The sequence below is a fragment of the Saprospiraceae bacterium genome (assembly GCA_016717265.1).
GTDB lineage: Bacteria > Bacteroidota > Bacteroidia > Chitinophagales > Saprospiraceae > Vicinibacter.
Map to the genome: position 1 here is coordinate 3,663,989 of JADKFX010000001.1, position 20,839 is coordinate 3,684,827.

At 34.5% G+C, this 20,839-nt stretch carries 12 protein-coding genes; 2 read left to right on the plus strand and 10 right to left on the minus strand.

Going from position 1 to position 20,839, the window contains the following annotated elements; translation table 11 throughout:
• Positions 1-75: 75 nt before the first annotated feature.
• The 6 genes from IPO86_14360 to IPO86_14385 all read right to left on the minus strand — a co-directional run bounded on the left by IPO86_14360 (position 76) and on the right by IPO86_14385 (position 14,178).
• A complete protein-coding gene (locus tag IPO86_14360) occupies positions 76-4,032 on the minus strand; it encodes a hypothetical protein (protein ID MBK9729287.1) in 3,957 nt (1,318 codons plus the stop codon).
• Between the two features lie 106 nt (positions 4,033-4,138).
• Complete coding sequence (locus tag IPO86_14365; protein ID MBK9729288.1) at positions 4,139-4,798, minus strand: response regulator transcription factor; 660 nt, start codon at positions 4,796-4,798, stop codon at positions 4,139-4,141.
• 599 nt (positions 4,799-5,397) lie between these two features.
• Positions 5,398-9,912 (minus strand): HYR domain-containing protein, encoded by a 4,515-nt coding sequence (locus IPO86_14370; GenBank protein ID MBK9729289.1) that lies wholly within the window; start codon positions 9,910-9,912, stop codon positions 5,398-5,400.
• 297 nt (positions 9,913-10,209) lie between these two features.
• Positions 10,210-11,175 (minus strand): N(4)-(beta-N-acetylglucosaminyl)-L-asparaginase, encoded by a 966-nt coding sequence (locus tag IPO86_14375; GenBank protein MBK9729290.1) that lies wholly within the window; start codon positions 11,173-11,175, stop codon positions 10,210-10,212.
• Between the two features lie 4 nt (positions 11,176-11,179).
• Positions 11,180-13,888, minus strand: coding sequence for a GH92 family glycosyl hydrolase (locus tag IPO86_14380; GenBank protein MBK9729291.1), 2,709 nt, complete (start codon positions 13,886-13,888; stop codon positions 11,180-11,182).
• Between the two features lie 44 nt (positions 13,889-13,932).
• On the minus strand, positions 13,933-14,178 hold the full coding sequence (locus tag IPO86_14385; protein ID MBK9729292.1) for a hypothetical protein: 246 nt from the start codon (positions 14,176-14,178) through the stop codon (positions 13,933-13,935).
• A gap of 158 nt (positions 14,179-14,336) precedes the next feature.
• Here IPO86_14385 and IPO86_14390 point away from each other — a divergent pair, with 158 nt between their 5' ends.
• Positions 14,337-15,212 carry a hypothetical protein gene (locus tag IPO86_14390; protein ID MBK9729293.1) on the plus strand — a complete coding sequence of 292 codons (876 nt, stop codon included), beginning with the start codon at positions 14,337-14,339 and terminating at the stop codon, positions 15,210-15,212.
• Positions 15,213-15,379: 167 nt separating this feature from the next.
• Here IPO86_14390 and IPO86_14395 read toward each other — a convergent pair whose 3' ends face one another.
• Positions 15,380-15,985, minus strand: a complete 606-nt coding sequence (locus IPO86_14395) for a hypothetical protein (protein MBK9729294.1) — start codon at positions 15,983-15,985, stop codon at positions 15,380-15,382.
• Between the two features lie 160 nt (positions 15,986-16,145).
• Between IPO86_14395 and IPO86_14400 the strand changes: the two genes are divergently transcribed.
• Positions 16,146-18,455: a beta-N-acetylhexosaminidase gene (locus IPO86_14400; GenBank protein MBK9729295.1), complete on the plus strand. Its 2,310-nt coding sequence runs from the start codon at positions 16,146-16,148 to the stop codon at positions 18,453-18,455.
• Positions 18,456-18,581: 126 nt separating this feature from the next.
• Here the strand turns inward: IPO86_14400 and IPO86_14405 are convergent, their stop codons facing one another.
• From IPO86_14405 to IPO86_14415, 3 genes are read right to left on the minus strand one after another with little or no spacing between them, the layout of a single operon-like run.
• The gene (locus tag IPO86_14405) at positions 18,582-19,235 is read right to left on the minus strand and encodes a methyltransferase domain-containing protein (protein ID MBK9729296.1); all 654 of its coding nucleotides are present in this window, start codon (positions 19,233-19,235) and stop codon (positions 18,582-18,584) included.
• Between the two features lie 51 nt (positions 19,236-19,286).
• The gene (locus IPO86_14410) at positions 19,287-20,498 is read right to left on the minus strand and encodes a glucose-1-phosphate thymidylyltransferase (protein MBK9729297.1); all 1,212 of its coding nucleotides are present in this window, start codon (positions 20,496-20,498) and stop codon (positions 19,287-19,289) included.
• A gap of 38 nt (positions 20,499-20,536) precedes the next feature.
• A complete protein-coding gene (locus IPO86_14415; protein ID MBK9729298.1) occupies positions 20,537-20,800 on the minus strand; it encodes a type B 50S ribosomal protein L31 in 264 nt (87 codons plus the stop codon).
• Between the last annotated feature and the right edge of the window lie 39 nt (positions 20,801-20,839).

Consider the following 20,839-nt stretch of genomic DNA (forward strand, 5'->3'; position numbering starts at 1 on the left):
CCATATCAATTTACAAAAAAAAACCTGACCATGTGAACATGATCAGGCAATAACACTGCATTTACTCAATCCTTATCAACGGATAAGAATTAATCTTTTTGTATCTGTAAAGTCTTCGGTATTCATTTGCATGTATAACATTCCGAATGTATTTAATTCTGTTTGCTTCAATTCAAATTCATGATAGCCTTTCGTGTAGTGCTTCGTTACCCGATGTATTACTTTTCCATTCATTTCGTAAAATATAAATTCTACTTCCTGTGCTTTTGATATCTCAAATCCTATGTTCGTAGATTCCTGAAACGGATTTGGTTTGTTCTGATATAATACGGTTGCTATTTCTCCTCCACTTCCATTGGATCCTCTACTCTGTAATGTTATCGGATGAATCTTAACTTCTGCATCATACCATTGTGCAGTTAGGATTTCCTCTTGCATCCGGATTTGATTCGTAAGTTTGATTTCTGCTTCCGATTTTACAACCAAGGTAAATAATGCTGTTTTCGGTGTTACTATTTTACCTTTGTTTTGTGTTACCGACATGACCACTTTGTTTCCATTGATTACATACTCATCGGCTGTAATTTCCAATTGTCCACTTTCTATACTTTCAATTTGTACCTTTTGTGCATCCAACTCAAAGGCCATTTGCATTCCTTCAAAACTCATCCCTTCCGTTGCATAGATCGCTATCCTTTGCGTATTGCCTGCTCCTAACATTTGCTCCTGATAATACAGGGGCATTTGATTGGCATTCCTACTGGTGCTGTTCTGCGCATTTCCTGCATCTACATCGATATTAATATCTCCCATCTTGATTCCATAAAAATCAGCATTCATTTGATTCCTATTAATCAAACTATAACTAATTGAATGTTCAAATCCACATGGGTTATCTGTTGGTACGATGCTATTCGTTGGTACAAATTTCCACGATGGACTTTGTGCAAACGCATTGATCTTTCCTAATATTAATCTTCTGATTTCTGATATATCCGCGGCTGTGATCGAACAGTTTGCATTTACATCGGCTGCCAAATATTTATACGGACTATCAAATGTTTGGATTCCTAATATATGTCTTTGGATTAATACGATATCATACGTACTTACACCATTTATAAAGCCCGTATTCTTTTCTGCTTGTATCGTATAATTCATTCCTGCCGTTAAGCTTGGAAATGTAAATACTCCATTCGCATCCGTATACGTCGAATTCGTTCCTGCTGGTGTTTGTCTTTGCCAACTCACGATCGCATCTTTTACGGCTCCATTCGCAATCGTTACAATCTTACCTTGTACTGTCAGTCCGGTAGGACATACATGATTCGGATCCTGTACTTCTAAGGTCGCTTCGCAATAATCTGAATTGCCGGATGAATCCACTACATATACCCGCAATATATTCTTGCCAATATTCGAACAACTAAATAACATCGATGCTTCAAATCGTCCGTTTAACAAAAAGTAATAGTTCAATTTATCTTTCTGTGTACAATTGTCTTCACTATTCAAATTAAAATCTTTCGCCCAAATTTCAATACTTTGGGTACTTGGCATCACGGTCGTTACAATATGACCAATACAATAGGGCGTTGGCTTCTTTGCATCCCGTACGGTCAATAAAAATGAACACACCGATTCATTGTTGCAGGCATCCCGTACTCTGAATGTTATTTTATGGATTCCTACTGGATATATTCCCGATGCATTTTTTCCACTTCCACTATACGCTCCATCTACCGTCCCATTATTATTTATATCGACATCATGCGACCATACTAAATCTGTTGAATCCGTACAATCGTCTAGTGCAGATGCTACCAAACTTACCTGGCCTGAACATCCTGGACCAAATACATCCACTGCTCGATCCAAACAACTCGTTTGAAATACTGGTGCTACTACATTGCTTATTTTAATTACCTGCGTCCACGTCCAATATCCTACTGGTGTTTTATCATTTGGATTATATACACACCAATCTATTACGATCCATTTTCTTAATATTTTTAAACATGCATCCGGATCTAAGGTAAATATTAAATCATCATAAGTCTGTATGATATTACTACATTTATCGGCTCCTGTTATCTCTGGTTTTCCAGTAATATCGGGTGTCAAATGCAGTTTACTCATACACGTTGTATTACTTAAATAATCCAGGGGCCATTTTACTTTTACATTATCCGGTGTATAATCATTGATCTGTATTATTTGTGTACAACTTGATACTAAGCCTCCTGGATCTGTTGCTTCAAATCTTCTGTAGATTTTGCCCTGACCGCATTTCAAATCATACGTTACAAATTCTTTTATCGTCACCCCACAGCCATCGTATGCATATCCATCTATTTTGGCTCCGTTAAATGTTGCTTTAGGATCATTGATCACAATTGCTTTGCGATCGGCAGCATTGGTTCTTACCGTGCCAAATACATTTAAATCTGTATAATCAAATTCACAGCTTACCGTAATATGCGGTGGACATACTATAATCGGTACAAGTTTATCTTGTACTTCGATTTCTACCATACAGGTATTGTTATTTCCATGGATATCCCATACCCGCATCGATACCATTAAGGTCTTTCCTATATCTGCACAACAAAAATATACATAGGGACCCCACTGATCTGCATTCGATGTACCACAGGGTACTCCAAGATCCATTCGTCTGGCTTCATATCGATCAATGCCACAATTATCTAGCGAACCATCATCAAATGTTATTGCCGATACTTTTGCCGTACCATCTGAGGTCAGGGTCACTACGGTCTTTTGATCACATACTGGAATCGGTGGTACCTGATCTTCAACCAATACTTCGGTTGCACAGTCTGTATAATTTCCACATTCATCCGTTACCCGAAAAATTACCCAGCTTAATCCCAATGGCAAGCCACTGATACTATAAAACCCATTGCCTAAATAGACTATATTATTCGTATTTGCTCCATCTAAGGTCGCTGTATCCCCATTCCTTACTAATTTATAACCTACTTGTACCGTCGTCTTCGAACACTCTTCAATCACTGTTGGTGATGGTAATATTACTGAACCCGTACAACTCCAAATATCTGTACTGATCGTTACATTCTGACCACATGCTATGATCGGTCCCTTCTCATCGATTACTTTGATCACCTGATAATGCGTGATTACATTCTGACCTGATGGACGGCACCAATCAATGTACGTCCACTTACGCAATACTTTAAATGTATATGGACATACTGGTAATAACTGATCTTCATACGTCAATGCAATTTTACAGACCCCCCAACTCGGATACACTGCTTCTCCGCCTGCTGTCGGTACCCCCGTATGTTGCGGACCAGGGATCGTATCAAAACAAATCTTAGACAGACTATCTCCTAAATGAAATATCGTATCGCGTGGCCATACAATATCTACCGCTGGATCGATCTTTTCAAAATATACACATTGATCACAGGTATCCGAATGATTCCCACTCGCATCCGTATAATAATAACTGATCGTCCGTTTTCCTGCCAGGATCGAATCGCATGGATATTTTACCGTCACATCACTTAATACATGACGCGTTACCGGCGAACAATTATCAATAACTACTGGACTAATCAATACATACTTAGTCCGATTACAAAATACGGTGTCATTTACCGGACATGTGAGTACCGGTGGTAATTTGTCTTCTACATAAATTGTGCCCCAACAAGAATTGTTGTCTAAATAGACAGCAACTGTTAGTGTTTTACCTATGTGCGTAGAATTCACTGTTGCATTTGGAATTGGTAAACCATTTGTTCCAAAAACAACGACTGTATAAATACAGCCAACTCCTGGATCTTCCAGGATCATATCAGGCGTAATGATTGCTAGACATTTTTCATCCAATGAAACTTGAACTAAATTATCACAAGCCAATTGACATTGCGCTGATACATTTTGAATGGACGCTAAAAACATCAGAACAGTTACTATGAATAGCTGCCTGGTTTTTTGCTTTCCATTTTTTAAAAGCGTAGTAAACGATTCCTTTTTCATTTTTTACTCGGTTTAAAGGATTGAAGTAATTACATGTTAATTTTATAATATCCTGAATTAGCTTACGCTATTTCTGTTTTTTATTCAATGCTATTGACCTGGGGGATCAAATTAAATTATATTCATATGCCACTTTGATTAAACCAGATGCATTTTTTACATTTAGTTTTCTCATCAGATTCTTTCTATGCACACTGACTGTATCTTTACTTATAAATAGTAAAGCTGAAATATCCCGATTGGATTTTCCTTTAGCAATTTGTTCAAGAATTTCTCGTTCTCTTTTTGTCAATTGATATTTGGCATTAAATCGCGTTAAATTTACATTTGCATTCATGGTTTTCTTATCAGGATTTGTAATCTTGATATTTGAACCAAGAACCATTTCACCTTCCATGACTGCATCAATTGCATTTGCTAATTCGTCGAGTCCAGTATTTTTAGAAAGATACCCGTCGGCACCTTTTCGCAATGCTTCTCTAACAACTTTATCATCGGTATACATACTGATACATAAAATTTTTAGATCGCTATGCAGTTCTTTCAATTTTGGTATTAATAAGGCTGCATCATTTTCAGCCAAGTTCAAATCCAGAAATAATAAATCCACATGTTCAGGAGAAATCAAACGCAATAATTCTTGTCCGTTGGATGCTTCGCCAATGCATTCCAATGGGAATCTGCATTTGATCCGTTGGAGTAACAAAATGAAACCTTTAACATATAGTTGGTGATCATCTGCTACGACGTAACGTATCCTGCTCATGTGTATCGTTCCAGTAATTCGTTGAACATATTATGAATAAGCAAAATAAGTGCCAAAAATGTGTCTGACCTGTTTATAAGACCTTGAAAATCATTGACTTATCAATGAAATATTGTACTTAAATTACTAACAATAAGAATATTATACATGGCAAATTTATTTAATATGAAAAATAAAAAATAATTTTTTCATCATATATCATATTTGTATTACAGGTGTAAAGAATTATAAATTCAGTCTATTATATATTTAATTTAATCCAGATATTAAAAGCAAAATACCTTCCGATTGCATTGGAAAAAATTGCCATTTTTCTGCAACAGGACGATCCAATACTATGCAAAATTTTTAATTTGATAATCTATAGTATGTATCGGAATGTAAGTCGAATTAATTTCTATTTAACCCAGATCATGCATCCCTAAAATAAAAAAACCTGACCATGTTTCCATGATCAGGCAATAACACTGCATTTACTCTATCTTTCTATAGCTTAATAATAAGGCTTATGAAGTACACTGATTTGATAATATCAATGTTTCCTCTTTTACAAATTAAATTGTTGAATTGATAATCACAGAAACTTTCAAGAATGCCAATTAGTACTTTAATAACATTAAGGATTTGTACTTATTCTCATAACCCAATTTTAAATAATAAACCCCTGGTAACATTTTTACTTTATTATCTAATATAAAGTTATTCTTTCCTTTAAATGCTTGTACGTTTGTTTTGTAAATATTCTTACCTGTGATATCACTCAGTTGAATTTTTACTTCACCTGTCAATGGAATTTCATAACTAATAATTGTCTGATCAACAAATGGGTTTGGAACATTTTGATACAATTCAAATGAAATTTCATTTGTGGTCACTCCAACTTTTCTACGCTCTATACGAAGCTCTTTTGCTTGTACGTTTGCATCATAAATCTCGGCTTGAATTGTTGTCTGATTTAAATGTATTGCACTTTGTATGCTACCATTCAATGTAGCCTTTCCAAGCAAATAAAATAATACATCTCCCTCTTTAATTTCAATATCTTCAAGCGCAGTATAACTCAATTTAATACTCTGATTCGAGCTGCTAAAATGTTCCTTACTAATATTTATTTTTCCATTTGCAATATCAGAAAGTTCCATCGATTTATCCGTTTCAAAAGCCATCTGCATACCTGACACGTGCATACCTTGAGATGCATATACTGGCACTTTAATTTGTTGATTTGCCACAAAATCTTGTTCCTTTAAATACATTGTATACTGTTCCTTTGATCTTGAAGATGTTCCTTGAACACCACTTGCGCTTGCATTACCACTAACATCGCCGATCTTGATTGCATAAAAGTCATTGTTGTTCTTTGAACTTAGCAATTCCTGATGTTTAATCTTTTCTTCAAATGGCCATGGATTATTTGGTTCTACAAATGCATAGCTTTGAGGTACAAATCTCCAGGATTCATTTTTCGCAAATTTATCCGTTATTCCTAGCACAAGTTTTCTGATTTCTGCAATATCAGCTACTGTAATTGTACCGTTATTATTTGCATCTGCTGCAATATATTTATGCGGACTATCAAACAATTGGATACCCAATATATGTTTTTGAATCATTATAATATCCTGTGTACTTACACCATTGATATGATTTTGATTATAACTTGCTTTTATTTGAAAATCTGATCCTTTGTTTAGATTGACAAAACTATATGCTCCTTGATTGTCTGTATAGGCCTGATTGGTTCCAATTGGATTAGATCTTTCTAAAACCATGGTAACATCTTGCATGTTCCGGTAATCTGTTGTCGTAATCTTTCCACCTACACTCAAATTGGTATTTCCGCATACTTTATTTGGATCTTGTAAATCTAAAATTACTTCGCAATAATCGGTATTACCAGCTTGATCTTTTACATATACCCGCAAAGTATTTTTACCAATATTCGAACAATCCAATGTTAAGGATGGTACTAATATATTATTCACAAGAAAATAATATTTCAAACTATCCTTTGGAGTACAATTGTCTTCAGAATTCAGGTTAAAGTCTTTTGCCCAGATGTCTATGCTCTTTGTTGATGGCATTACTGTTGTAACAATATTTCCAATACAGTATGGCGTTGGAAGTTTACCATCGATAACGTTTATTAAAAATATACACCAACTTTCATTGCCACAAGCATCTTTCACTCTGAATGTAATCTTGTGGGTTCCGATTGGATAATAATTGGATGCATCTGCTCCCGGACCTGAATGTAAATACTCAATTCCCGGTGACTTGCCGTCATTATATAAATCCACTTCATGGTACCATACTAAATCTATTGAATCGGTACAATCATCCGTTGCCTTTGCTTTTAATTCTACCTGACCTCCGCATCCTGGTCCAAACACTGCTACCGTCCGATCTTTGCAGGATGTCGTGAAGGTAGGTGCGATTATATTATTTACTTTGATCACTTGTACCCAACTCCAATAACCTTTTGTCTGTGGGTTATTTGGTTGGTAAATACACCAGTCAATTACTGTCCATTTTCTCAATACTTTTACACATGCATCTGGTTCCAATGTAAATACTTGATCCACATAATTGATCATCATTGTATTACATTTATCCGCCCCATATACTTTTGGTCTTCCTAAATTATCTGCATTAAAATCTGGTTTAGTAGTACATATACTATTACTAAATGTATCTCTTGGCCACACGACCGTTACATTATCCGGATTATAATCAAACACTGTAATAATTTGGCTACATCTTGATTTAAGACCTCTCGGATCTGTTGCTTCCCAGGTTCTTGTGATGGTTCCTTTTCCACACGGCAATGCATAAACTGGTGGCAATTCAATGACTGTTACTCCACATCCGTCATAAGCATATCCATCAATAGCTGTTCCGCTAAATTTTACTTTCGGGTCTTTGATAACAATAGCCTTTTGATTATTAATATCTGTTACAACGGTTCCAAATACACTTAGATCTGGATAATCATATTCACAACTAATCGTTATATGTGGTGGACAAAAAATAACGGGTGCAATTTTATCCTGAACTTCAACTTCTACCATACAGGTATTACTATTTCCAGCTTTATCCCAGACTCGCATCGATACCATAATTGTCTTTCCGATATCTTCACAACAAAAGTATACATAAGGACCCCATTCTATTCCTCTTACAGAATCACATGGATATCCATTATCCATTCGCTTTACTTCAAAATAATCTAATCCACAATTATCATGGGAGCCATCATCAAATGTCAATGCTTCTATTTTTGCTGTTCCATCTATCGTTAAGGATACTGTTGTCTTTTGATCACAAACTGCGATCGGTGGTACAAAATCTCTTACAGTAACTTCTGTAAAAGATTCTGATGTATTCCCGCATTGGTCTGTGACATGAAATATCACCAAGTTTAATCCAAGGGCTAAACCAGTCACTGAATAATATCCATTTGGCAATCGTTTTACATTATTTTTATTGGTACCATCAAATGTGAGTACTCCATTTTTTCCATTTATTTTATATTCTACTACGATGCTTACACTATCTGAACATTCCCAACTTATTTGAGGAGGTGGGATTATTACAGTGCCTGTACAACTCCACACATCCGTGCTTACGGTTATGTCAGGTACACGTTCTAACTTAGGACCTTTTTCATCTAATACTTTTACGATTTGATAATGTTTATATACATTATCAGGTGATCTTTTACACCAATCCAATACCGTCCACGTCCGTAATACTTTAAATGTTTTTGGACAAATCGGTATCAATTGATCTTCATAACTCACCGCCATCTTACATAAAAACCAATCTGGATACAGCGGATAGCCTCCTGCCATTGGCACTCCTGATATGGATGGTGGTGGGATCGTATCCCAATCTTCACATGAAAACATAGTATCTAGTGGCCATACGATATCAGAAAAATTAATCTTCTTGTAACAGATTATTTTCATGCAGGTATCGCTGCGATTTCCGTATTGATCCTGATATGTATAGGTAATTTTACGTCGTGCTATGCAAAAAGAATCACAAGGATACTTTGTCGTCTCATCTGCTATAATAATTGTTTTTACGATACCTCCACAATTGTCAAGTACTTTTGGTGGTGTCCAGTTATAGCCTGAATTATTACAAAATACTGTATCCGGATTTTCACATTCTATTTTTGGTCCTAATTTATCTTCAACGATTAAAGTTCCCCAACATCTATTTTTTGTACAAGTATCTACTAATTCATAGGTAATCGTCTGGCCAATATATGGGCCACATATTCTTGGTGAACTTGGTATTATATTGCCAAATTTATCTTTTAATACTACCTTCAAACAATTTAATGGATAATTGCCTTCCACCACCATTGCAGGGGTGATAATCGCACAACAATTTGAATCTAAGGATACATTGATGTGATTGTCACAGGATAAGGATGGTGCTGGGCATTTATCAAAGCAAAAATTATCAACGTAAATATTTTCAACAGGATTTGAACCACCTGCAAAATCTACAGGGATATAAACTCCATCTACGTTTTGAATCAAGTTGTCCCATTGTGCTGCAGTTGGACCTACCCAGGTACCTAATGCATTGGAAGGTAGGTTCCCTCCACTTGATTTTTCAATTGGCAAACAAACTCGAACCCAAGAATTTCCAATTCCAACATTAACTTTAAAACTAGCAGAAATTGCTGCTAAGTTTGGATTTAGATTTCCTACAGGTCCATTTTGAAATATTGTAATAGGAAAAAAACCTAAACCTGGATTATTAGGTCCTCCATCATATCTGATATCAAAACAAAATTGGCAACCTCCAAATTTTGCATACCAATCCAAATCATAATCTGTAATGTTACTAAAATAAGACCCTCCCGAAGCGTCACTGGCTCTTAGCACAGGACTTAAGGTGATAGGGTCTGTCTGAAAATACAAATCAGATAAAACGGAATGCCAATTTCCAGCCTGACTAACGGGTCCGATTGGCGAATGGTTGTTAAAATCTTCAATACAAGTATTTACCTGAGAAAAGGAAAGTTGCGTTGAAAATAATGTAAGAATCAGTAATACATTAAATTTTAAATTTGTAAAGCAATGCAGTTTCATAAGCATAGATTTTGTTGGTTAATCGCAGACTTTTTGGAGTCCGCTTTAATTCAACAAAACATATGCCAATTTTTAATAATATGTAATATATTGCTATATAGTTGATATTAAATTATATAATTTTGTAATATAATACATTTAGTATTACATTGAAATTTAATATTTTACATATTTAAAAATTATTATTTGTGGCTATCTTGAATATTTAAATAAATAATACTCAATAAGACTTTGAAAAGGTCTTTTATAAAAATTCTCCATTTTATCTAGAAAAATTGGATGGATGGCCGCTATGAATTACTTAAAAAAGGACTGCGCTTTTATTAATTGAAAGCCATTTTCTGTAATCACAGATGCTTCAAATCCAGGCCTCAAAGACCAGGCACCAAGTTCCCCCTTTTTATTGACCGCTATATAGCCAACCTGAAATTCATCCTTCGTTTTTATTGTAAGCAGACGTTTTACGGCGGCTTTACAAGCTTTATTGGGATGCATCCCATGGCGCATCATTTCAACAATAGAAAATGCACCGACTTTTTTTATAACCGCCTCTCCTAAACCAGTTGCTGTCGCCGCACCTACTTCGTTGTCGACGTATAAACCAGCTCCTATAATTGGAGAATCCCCCACTCTACCATGCATTTTAAAAGCTAAACCGCTGGTAGTGCAGGCTCCGGATAAATTACCTGCATTGTCTAAGCCCAGGATTCCAATAGTATCATGACGTTCGACATTAATTTTTGGTTCATACTTTGATTCAATAAGCCATTTTTTATACTCAGTCTTTGCATGCTCTGTTAACAAATTCTCTTGTTTGAAGCCATGCTCCAATGCAAATTTTTTAGCTCCAGCTCCTGCAAGTATAACATGTGGAGTCTTTTCCATCACTAATCGTGCAACAGAAATAGCATGCATAATTTCTTCCAGGAACACCACTGAACCAGCATTTCCGTTTTCATCCATAATACAAGCATCCAGCGTTACTTTACCTTCGCGATCTGGAAAGCCTCCATAACCAACGGATGTATCTAATGGATCTGCTTCCGGAACCCGCGCACCAGCCTCCACTGCATTTAATGCTGATCCACCCTGCTTTAAAACCTCCCAAGCTGCTTCAACTGCTTTTATATTTTTCCAGGTTGCAATGATTAAAGGTTTCTGCACTTTTTGCTCCTCTCGAAAAAAATCAAGAATATCATCTGCCAAACTCATGGTTCCGAATCCTACTATAGCGGAACTTAAAAAAGTACGCCTCTTCTGCATAATTCTATTTTATGATGATTTCATCAGCAAACAACCAAGTTGCACCCCCAGCACCAGGATGCCAATCTGGTAATAAACCTGAATTTTTAGCAATAATTTGTATAAACCTACAACGAAAATTTTGTTCTGTCTTAAATTCATAGAGAATTGCACCTTCCGTTTTTTGAGCAATTGTATTTTTTATTAAATCAATCCGTTCAAAATGCTTTCCGTCTTCTGATATTTTAAATTCAACTTGTGACGGCATCATAATCCAAGGACTTTGATCTTGTAGAAATCGGATTCCAAGATGACTCCATGTTCTTTCTTCCGAAAATTCTAATTGTAGTTTTAAATCTTTTCCCTGATATCCTTGCCATATTCCATCCCGGAAATCCATACTTCCCGTTAATCCATCGATCAATGCTTCTTTACCACTAGCCGCATATTGATTTGCATATTCAGTCCATAAATTCATTTGAATTCCCTGTGGTTTTCTAATAAAATCTGAATATAACCAAGCTGTCTTTATATATTTATCCCGAATTCGAAAGTAAAGTCTGGTTTCATCTTTAATATTTAAAGGCTGGTCGTATAAATAATGAGTACTCGTATTGGTATCATAACAATACTCCATCGGCATATTTAATACGTTTGCCAATCTTACCATGGTACTATCCTTAAATACACGTTGACCTGATTTAAGGTAAGGTTGAATTAAATACTTTGATCGTAAATCTTGATTGACAAATTGCCCAGTTGTAAAGGAGGTAGGTCCCAATTTAAATTCAATTTGATCACCAAATTGAATTTTGAAATTAGAATTTACTTCATTCCCATTAATAGAAAAGTGCTGCACATACTCATTATGATTTGATTTAATGGTCCTTAATTCAACTGGCTTTCTATTTGGAACTTTAATAATTACATTCTCAAAACTCGGAATTCCTATAGCATAGCTTGCATCAAAAGAATTCACTGGATAAAATCCTAAGGCACTAAAAACATACCAGGACGACATTTGTCCACAGTCTTCATTTCCAATTAATCCATCTGGAGATAGCTTATAAAACTCGGTTTTAATTTTTCTAACAAGTTCTTGCGTTTTTTGCGGGACTCCGGCACCATTATACAAATAAGCCAAATGATGACTGGGTTCATTTCCGTGTGCGTATTGACCAATTAATCCTGTAATATCTGGTTGGACTCTTCCGGTCATTTCAGAAGAATTAAAAAACAAATCATCAAGCCGCATTTTTAATTCTGTCTGTTTATCCTTTCCTTTGGATGATAACATAAACATTTCCTTCATTCCTTCAATATCGTGATGTGCACCAAAAACATATTGATATGAATTTGCTTCTGTATAATGATGATTTACCTCCAATGGATCAAACGGTTGAATGAATTGGTTATTCCATCTTGCTTGATAAAAACCAGATTCAGGATTATATAAATTTTTATATGACTCCGGACTAAAATTTTCCAAGCCTTTACATTGAATGGAAGCAGCCGCGGCAAAATCCAAACTATTCTCTATTGTTTTTGAAACAGATTCTGATTCTTCGTTGGATGCAATAAACCCTTTTTGCATAAATTTCATTCCAGTATTTATTCCTTTAAGAATGGTATTTTGAATTGCTTCTTTTGCTAACAAGGTATCAAAATCAAAAACTTTATGATGAAAAGCATTTGCAATTACGGGTATTGAATGATTTCCAATCATACACCAGGTTTCATTACCAGCAAGTTCCCACACTGGTAAATGTCCACATTCCTGATATTGCCTTAAAAACGTTCGAATAAATTTTGAATTAAAGTCCGGATAAATCCATTGGTATAATGGATGTGTAGAACGATATGTATCCCATAATGAAAAAACAGTATAATGGTCATCAGCTATCGTGGAATGAATTTTAAAATCCATTCCGAGATATCGACCATCTACATCCTGAAATAGACTAGGATGAATCATCGTATGGTAAAGGGCTGAATAAAAAATTGTTTTTTCAACAATCGCTGTATCTTGAATTTCAATTCGACCTAACATGGCAATCCAAGCTTCCTGTGTCTTTTGTAATTGCAGTTTGAAGTCAAATTTATTAAACTCAGAAGCTAAATTTTCAGAAGCACCTCTGGCATCTACTGCAGAAATTCCAACCTGCGTGTACAACTCTCTGGAGCCATTATTTTCAAAAAACAAAATAAGCTTTAAGGAATCCTCACTAAATTTAAAGTTGATAATTTTTTTATTGAATATTGCTTTAAAATATAGTTTCTGATTTCGCGCCCAGGCAGTTGAATTTCTAAAGCCCTCTATTGCATAATCTGAAATATTTGTAAAATCCGCAAGAATCAATGGATCTCTATGTTTCAAATCGATCATTATCCATTGACCCGAAGACTCACCAAATATATAGTGGTGCAATCCTGTTCGTTTTCCAACTGTTAATTGTACCTGTATTTTGTATTTTTCCAAATACACTTCATAAAATCCAGGATTTGCTTTTTCTGATGCCTTTTTAAATGCAGACCGATATCCAGCCTTTCCATCAAAACCATTATTAAAATAGGAATCGCCTATTCCTGGCATAAATAATACATCACAATAATCCGGAACACCCGTACCTGAAAGGTGGGTATGACTAAAACCATAAATATAAGAATCACTATCATGATACCCAGAACACCCATCCCAACCTTCTAATCTTGTGTCCGGACTTAATTGCATCATACCAAATGGATATGCTGCACCTGGGAATGTATGACCATGGCCACCTAGGTCCCAATGAATGGGTTTACAAAATCAAGTAACGATAGACTGCTTTTAGGAGATTTGATTTCAGGAATCGAAGATTGAGCACTCCATGGTAAAAAATAAGAAGCTGAATTCTTAAATTCACATTTTAAAGTATCAGATTGCCTGGGTTTAAATGCTCCAAGGGGAATTGTCAGCAGAAGTGCATAATAATACAATCTATAATTCAAAGAAGAAATATATCCCTTTCTGTTTAAAATTTTCATAATTGAATCTCGGTCCATATATTCATCAAATATATAAATTTAACGAAAACTTGCTGAATAGAATTTTGAAGTTTCAAATTCATCTCATAAACTATTTTAACGCTATAAGGGTTCTTCAATAGGCCCGGTAATATCAATTTGCTAAATTTGCAGACTGCATGGAAAAACTAAATTATTATCTGATTCGAACACTTATCTGCATTTTTAAAATTTTACCTTTTTCGCTACTGTATATTTTATCAGATTTATTAAGATATATACTACAATATCTTATTCGATATCGAAGGAATGTAATCTTGGACAACCTCCTAAATTGTTTTCCGGAAAAATCACCAATAGAAATAGATGAAATTCTAAAAGATAGCTATCGCAATTTGGCAGATATTGTGCTGGAGGGAATTAAGGGCTTAAGTATGCGTGAACAAGAATTATCTGAACGATATGCATTTCGAAATAAGCAACTGGTACTTAACTTTCTAAATCAAAATCAAAGTGTTATTGCTGTTAATGCACATTATAGTAATTGGGAATGGGCTGTGCTTGGATATGGTTATCAATTTCCGAATAAAAGTATTGGCATTTATAAAACTATTGAAAATCAGTATTTAAATCAGTATATCAATGTTTTGCGAGGTAATTCTTCAATTCAATTATTTTCTACCCGTGAAACCAGATTCGTTGCCGAAGAAATTCCAAAAGGAAAAATACTCTTGCTGATGGCAGATCAAAATCCATCCAATATAAAAGATGCAATTTGGGTTCAATTTTTTAACAGAGATACTGCATGTTTGCATGGTGTTGAAAAATATGCATTGCAATACCATTTACCAATAATCTTTGCATCTATAAGCCGAATTAAAAGAGGGTATTATGAAATCGCATTTGAAATGCTTGTGGAAAGCCCAACAACGCTACCCATTGGGACGATTACACAGTTATATATGGCTCGCTGTGAACAAAACATTCGCGAAAAACCTGGAAACTGGTTGTGGTCTCACCGAAGGTGGAAACATAAAAGAACGCATCTAAATTGATTTGCAATATTTAAAAAAACACAACAACAAACGAGCGCAATAAATTTAGATAAATGGTTTCAATTTAAATTAAATAAAAATATTGACTAAATCAAGTTTGCGCTAAGTGGAATCTGAAAATTGATTAAACGGGTCTATTTATGATTTTAGTAAAACCGATTTATCAATTATCTAACTCTAGGCATTTTCCGTTTTCCTCCTGGGCGGAACATCATTCTTTGATCCATTTGTCCACCCATTTTCATTCGACCTTGTTGTTTCATGATGTCATCTATCATTTTAATCTGGTCTTTAAATAAATCGGTAGAAACATTCAATTTTTTCAATTCACGATAGGTATTATTTGCCTGGGTGAGTCTATTTTTTGTCAAATGAATATTGATCATTTGAATAAGAATCATAGCGCGTTCATTGTCTGATGGCAATTTCAATTCTTGTGCTTTATGGAACCACAATTCGGCATTGTCCGGTTGATTGCGTTGCATTGCAATGGAACCCTTTATTAAAAAATAATATGCACGATTTGTAACGTACAACCAATTTGGTTTAAACGTGAGTGCCAATCTTTTTTCGCAAGCATCAAAATCAGATTTCTGCATAAACATTGCAGCGGATTGAATGGTTCCTAAAAATAGATAACTGGCCAAAAAAACCAAACCAATTAAAAGTATAGGCAAGGCATACCAAAAACTTACGGTAAATGCAAGTATTAAACCACCGACTAATAAAACACCAATTAAAGCCAGCTTAAGATATATATTAATAGTAAACATATGTTGTGAGTCGTTAAAGAAATGCAAAGGTATAACGAAAGCATTAGAAGCTTCATTATGGAAGGCTCATTTTAAATAAATTATAGGATATCTTTACACAATAATTTACTAGTATCAAGGTTTAAGCAATATTTTAGTACCTAAATTTTTACCCTTTAACATGAGATCCATTTTCATATTCTATTTTATTCTAATTTATAATTTGCTAATAGTCTGTAGCCAAGCTAATATAATTAAAGAACTACCTATAATTCCTAAGCCAAAATTAGTTCAGATTGTAGGGGGAAATTTTGAAGCTTCAAAAATTAAAACACTGCTTATACCCGCAAAAGAACCGGAGGCATTAAGAATCGGTAGGAGTATTCAATTATTATTAAATCTTCCAGAATTAGAAATAAAAAAAATCAAAGGTGCGATTGTTCCAAGCTCAAAAAGTTTAACATTGAGCTTAACTTCCAATCCTGAGAAACCTGAATATTATAAAATTAATATTACAAAAAATGGTATCTGGATTCAGGCTTCAAAACCTATTGGCTGGTTTTATGCACTTCAATCCTTAACACAAATGGTGGAATTAAGTGGAAATTATAATGAAAAAAATAAATTACTTCCGTATTGTTTAATTGAAGATGAACCTGCATTTGCATATCGCGGATTGCATTTAGATGTTGGCCGACATTTTTTTCCGGTTTCTTTCATAAAAAAGTATTTGGAACTCATGGCTCGATTTAAATACAATTACTTCCATTGGCATTTGACAGAAGACCAAGGTTGGAGGATTGAGATTAAACAATTTCCAAAGCTTACTGAAATTGGATCCATCCGAAAAAGTACAATAATAGGATCTGCCAGTGATTATCCAAAAAAATTTGATTCGACAGAATACAAAGGATTTTATACCCAAGAAGAAATTAAAGAAGTAATTCGCTTTGCATCAGAATTACATATTGAAATTATTCCTGAAATTGAAATGCCTGGACATAGCACTGCTGCTATAGCAGCTTATCCAGAATTTAGTTGCAGTGGAAAATCTGTAGAAGTGGCAAATCAATGGGGTGTATTTGATTCCGGTGTATATTGCACAAAGGATACAAGTATATGGTTTGTAAAAGAAATATTAACAGAAATATGCGAATTATTTCCTGGTAAATATATTCACATTGGTGGGGATGAATGTCCAAAAACAAATTGGAAAAACTGTGATCAATGTCAGGCTGTTAAAAGAAGAAATAATTTAAAAACAGAAGAAGATCTTCAAAGTTATTTTATTCGTCAGATTGAAAAATTTTTAAATAGTAAAAACAAACAACTCATTGGTTGGGATGAAATTCTGGAAGGGGGCCTTGCACCTAATGCAACAGTTATGTCCTGGCGTGGAACAGAAGGTGGCATTGCAGCTGCCAAACAAAAGCATCCAGTGATTATGTGTCCTGGTACACATTGTTACTTTGACCATTATCAATCCTTACAAGTAAATGAGCCTCTTGCAATCGGTGGATATACTTCATTAAAAAAAACCTATTCGTTTAATCCAATTCCGAGTGAATTAAAACCTGCTGAAAGTGTTTACATAATTGGTGCACAAGGCAACCTTTGGACTGAATACATGGCAGATGAAAAGCAGGTATTATACATGGCATACCCTCGCGCTATAGCATTATCAGAAGTAAATTGGTCAGACAACAATACAAAAAATTACACTAGTTTTTTAAACCGATTACAATATCATATCCCATGGTTTGCCACTAAAAACATGAGCATAACACAAGGCATGATGGATATTGAATATAATACTAATTTTTCAAATGAAGGAGTCGTATTTATATTTCAAAAACCAGCAGTTGAAGGGAAAATATTAATCGAATCTAAAAAAGATGGAGATGATGTTAGTGAATATTTAAAACAAGACAGTTTTATCCTAACTAAAGATATTAATTTTAAAGCATGGTATCAATTAGAAAATAAATCCTTAGGGAAGCCACTAACCATTCAATATAAACATCATTTAGCGGTTGCAAAATCCATTGAACTTAAAGAACAAGTTGCTAAAAAATACTTCCAAGGTGGTGCGAATTGTTTAATTAATGGTATTGAAGCTCCTAGTCAAAAATATGGGGGGCCTGAATGGGTTGGATTAGAAGGAACAGATTTAAATGTGACCCTTGATTTAGGAAAAGTAGATTCCTTAAAACTTATGAAGATTCAATTCTTTCATAATCCAGGTACTTGGATTTATCGGCCAAAAGATTTAGAAATCAGAACGAGTGTGGATGGTATAAATTATTCTGAGCCTATCAAATATCAAATTAATGAAACGGAATCAAAATACCTTCAACCTACGATCCCTTTAAACAATGTAGGTGGCCGATATATTCAAATGAGCATTCACAATCATGGAATCATTGATGAAAAAATGCCTGGGGCAGGACGTAAAGCCTGGCTTTTTGTAGGAGAAATCGAATTGCGTTAGGATTTTTGAATGAATCCGTAAAATCGGATTTCACCCGTTTTTCATTGGCTATTATGCTCAGATAAAAGAATTTGTTTAGTCAACATTTACTTTCAATTTCGTATCTATTGGAATCAATACAGGAAGTTAAATTTTCTCATTGACAAACATCCAATTGTAATCTAGTTTAATGATTGAGGCTACTGGAAAATAGGTTTTAAAAATATTAAAAACTTGATCATTTTTTAAATTTCCATCTGCACTTAATGCAAGTCGATTATAAATCACCAGGCCCCCTGGGCTTAATGAACTTTTTAAGGCTTTGATAAAATCGTGTGTTTCGAATTCAGGTGGAACAAGCTGATCACAAAAAATATCCATGCATATTAAATCATATGTTTTATCCTGATTACATAAATAGTTGAAAGCATTCTCCTGAATTACAATATAATCTGCTGAAAAATTTTCCGATTTATATTTATTACAAAGCTCAATAATGGCAGGGTCGATTTCGATTGCTACATATGCTGCTTTTAGTTTTTTTTCAAGTATTTGAATTATACTTCCCATGCCTAATCCAAGAATTAAAACTTTTTTAATATTCCTATTCTCAAGTTTTAAAAGGGTAAAGGTTTCAACAAAATTAAGATAAAATTTTCCAAAAGAATAGATCGCACCTTTTGTAACCAATTTATACTGTCCTTTAGATAAATAAAGTTTAAGCGATTGATTAAAAGACGAACTCGTCTCTTCCATAAAGATGTCAAAAAAGTAACTCAGAAATTTTTTAACACCATGCATACAAGATCCTGATAAATTTAATTACTGTAAAATATAAAAATAAGGATAAGATCAAGAAGGCTTTTCCCAAGTTCTACTAAACTGTGTTTTCATAAAAATAAATTCAGCTATTGACTGATCCTGTAGATCAAATGTACATTCCCGACGCTGGAGTACTGCATTTGCTGTTTGATAAAATTTGGCAAGTTGAAATGTAGAGAATCCTGCTGTACCACCCCATGCAAAATCCGGAATAAACTGCCGTGGAAAACCATCGCCAAAAACATTTGCGCCATAACCAACAACAGTCCCTGTATTAAACATTGTATTGATGCCACATTTGGCATGATCTCCCATCATTAATCCGCAAAAAATAGTACCTGTAGGTATAAATCTTTGAGCATTGTAATCCCAAAGTTTGACAGCTTCATAATTGTTTTTTAGGTTTGAATTATTAGAATCTGCTCCGATATTACACCATTCACCTAAAACACTATTTCCTAAAAATCCATCGTGCGCTTTATTACTATTTCCTTGAATCACAGAATTATTAACTTCTCCGCCAATTCTGGATCCAGGTCCAATGGTTGTTGCGCCATAAATTTTTGCACCCATTTTCAATTGCGCAGAATCACATAAGGCCAAACCTCCCCGAATCATACAGCCTTCCATAATTTCAGCATGCCTCCCAATATAGATCGGACCTGTAGTAGAATTTAAGATGCTACTCGAAATTTTTGCTCCTTCCTCTACAAATATTTGGTTTCCAATTACACGATTTGAAGAATCTATGGCAGCTGATTTTCGACCGTTTGATAATTTTTTAAAATCAGTTTCTAATTCTACTGCATTCCATTGAAAAAGTTCCCAAAGATTATAAATTCCTCTAATTAAAAAGGAATCTACTTCTTGTTTCTTAAATGCACTAAAATCTTTAATAGTGAGGAAGTTTTCGGTTTGATCTCTATTTAAATTTGCAGCAACCCATTGAGAACCATGCACTAAAAATTCTCCTACTGCCAATTTTGAAATAATAAATGCTAAATCACTACTGGGAAGTAAATGTGCCTGGATAAGAATATTTTCTTCTTCAATTTTTAAGGGAAATTTTTCCTGAAGATATTCAGGAACTGAAAAACTAACTTTACAATTCAGTGCAAATTCCCACTTTTCAAAAATTCTCAGGATTCCAATTCTAAAGGAAGCAACTGGACGAGCCCAACTAAGTGGCTTTAGACTTTCTCTATGAATAGGATCGACTAAAATTAGATTTCGATTGCTCATAAATAATAAACCCCGCATTTTGGGCGGGGTTTAAGATATTAATTTTTTGCGAATTTGGTCGTTGCAAATTTCTTATTAAACTTATCAATCCGTCCGGCAGTATCGATAAATTTCATTTTACCAGTAAAGAACGGATGGGATTTAGAACTAATCTCTAAACGAACCAAAGGATATTCATTACCATCTTCCCATACAATGGTTTCTTTACTTGAAGTACAAGAACGTGTAAGAAATGCTTCATTACAAGAAAAATCCTTGAAGACAACAAACCTATAACCTGCAGGGTGAATATTCTTTTTCATTTTTTTAAAATTTGGAGTGCAAATTTAATACGATTCTTG

Excerpts from the sequence above, each read along its gene's own strand:
- IPO86_14360 (MBK9729287.1), bottom strand. The coding sequence starts at position 4,032 with ATGAAAAAGGAATCGTTTACTACGCTTTTAAAAAATGGAAAGCAAAAA.
- IPO86_14365 (MBK9729288.1), bottom strand. The coding sequence starts at position 4,798 with ATGAGCAGGATACGTTACGTCGTAGCAGATGATCACCAACTATATGTT.
- IPO86_14370 (MBK9729289.1), bottom strand. The coding sequence starts at position 9,912 with ATGAAACTGCATTGCTTTACAAATTTAAAATTTAATGTATTACTGATT.
- IPO86_14375 (MBK9729290.1), bottom strand. The coding sequence starts at position 11,175 with ATGCAGAAGAGGCGTACTTTTTTAAGTTCCGCTATAGTAGGATTCGGA.
- IPO86_14380 (MBK9729291.1), bottom strand. The coding sequence starts at position 13,888 with ATGATGCAATTAAGTCCGGACACAAGATTAGAAGGTTGGGATGGGTGT.
- IPO86_14385 (MBK9729292.1), bottom strand. The coding sequence starts at position 14,178 with ATGAAAATTTTAAACAGAAAGGGATATATTTCTTCTTTGAATTATAGA.
- IPO86_14390 (MBK9729293.1), top strand. The coding sequence starts at position 14,337 with ATGGAAAAACTAAATTATTATCTGATTCGAACACTTATCTGCATTTTT.
- IPO86_14395 (MBK9729294.1), bottom strand. The coding sequence starts at position 15,985 with ATGTTTACTATTAATATATATCTTAAGCTGGCTTTAATTGGTGTTTTA.
- IPO86_14400 (MBK9729295.1), top strand. The coding sequence starts at position 16,146 with ATGAGATCCATTTTCATATTCTATTTTATTCTAATTTATAATTTGCTA.
- IPO86_14405 (MBK9729296.1), bottom strand. The coding sequence starts at position 19,235 with ATGCATGGTGTTAAAAAATTTCTGAGTTACTTTTTTGACATCTTTATG.
- IPO86_14410 (MBK9729297.1), bottom strand. The coding sequence starts at position 20,498 with ATGAGCAATCGAAATCTAATTTTAGTCGATCCTATTCATAGAGAAAGT.
- IPO86_14415 (MBK9729298.1), bottom strand. The coding sequence starts at position 20,800 with ATGAAAAAGAATATTCACCCTGCAGGTTATAGGTTTGTTGTCTTCAAG.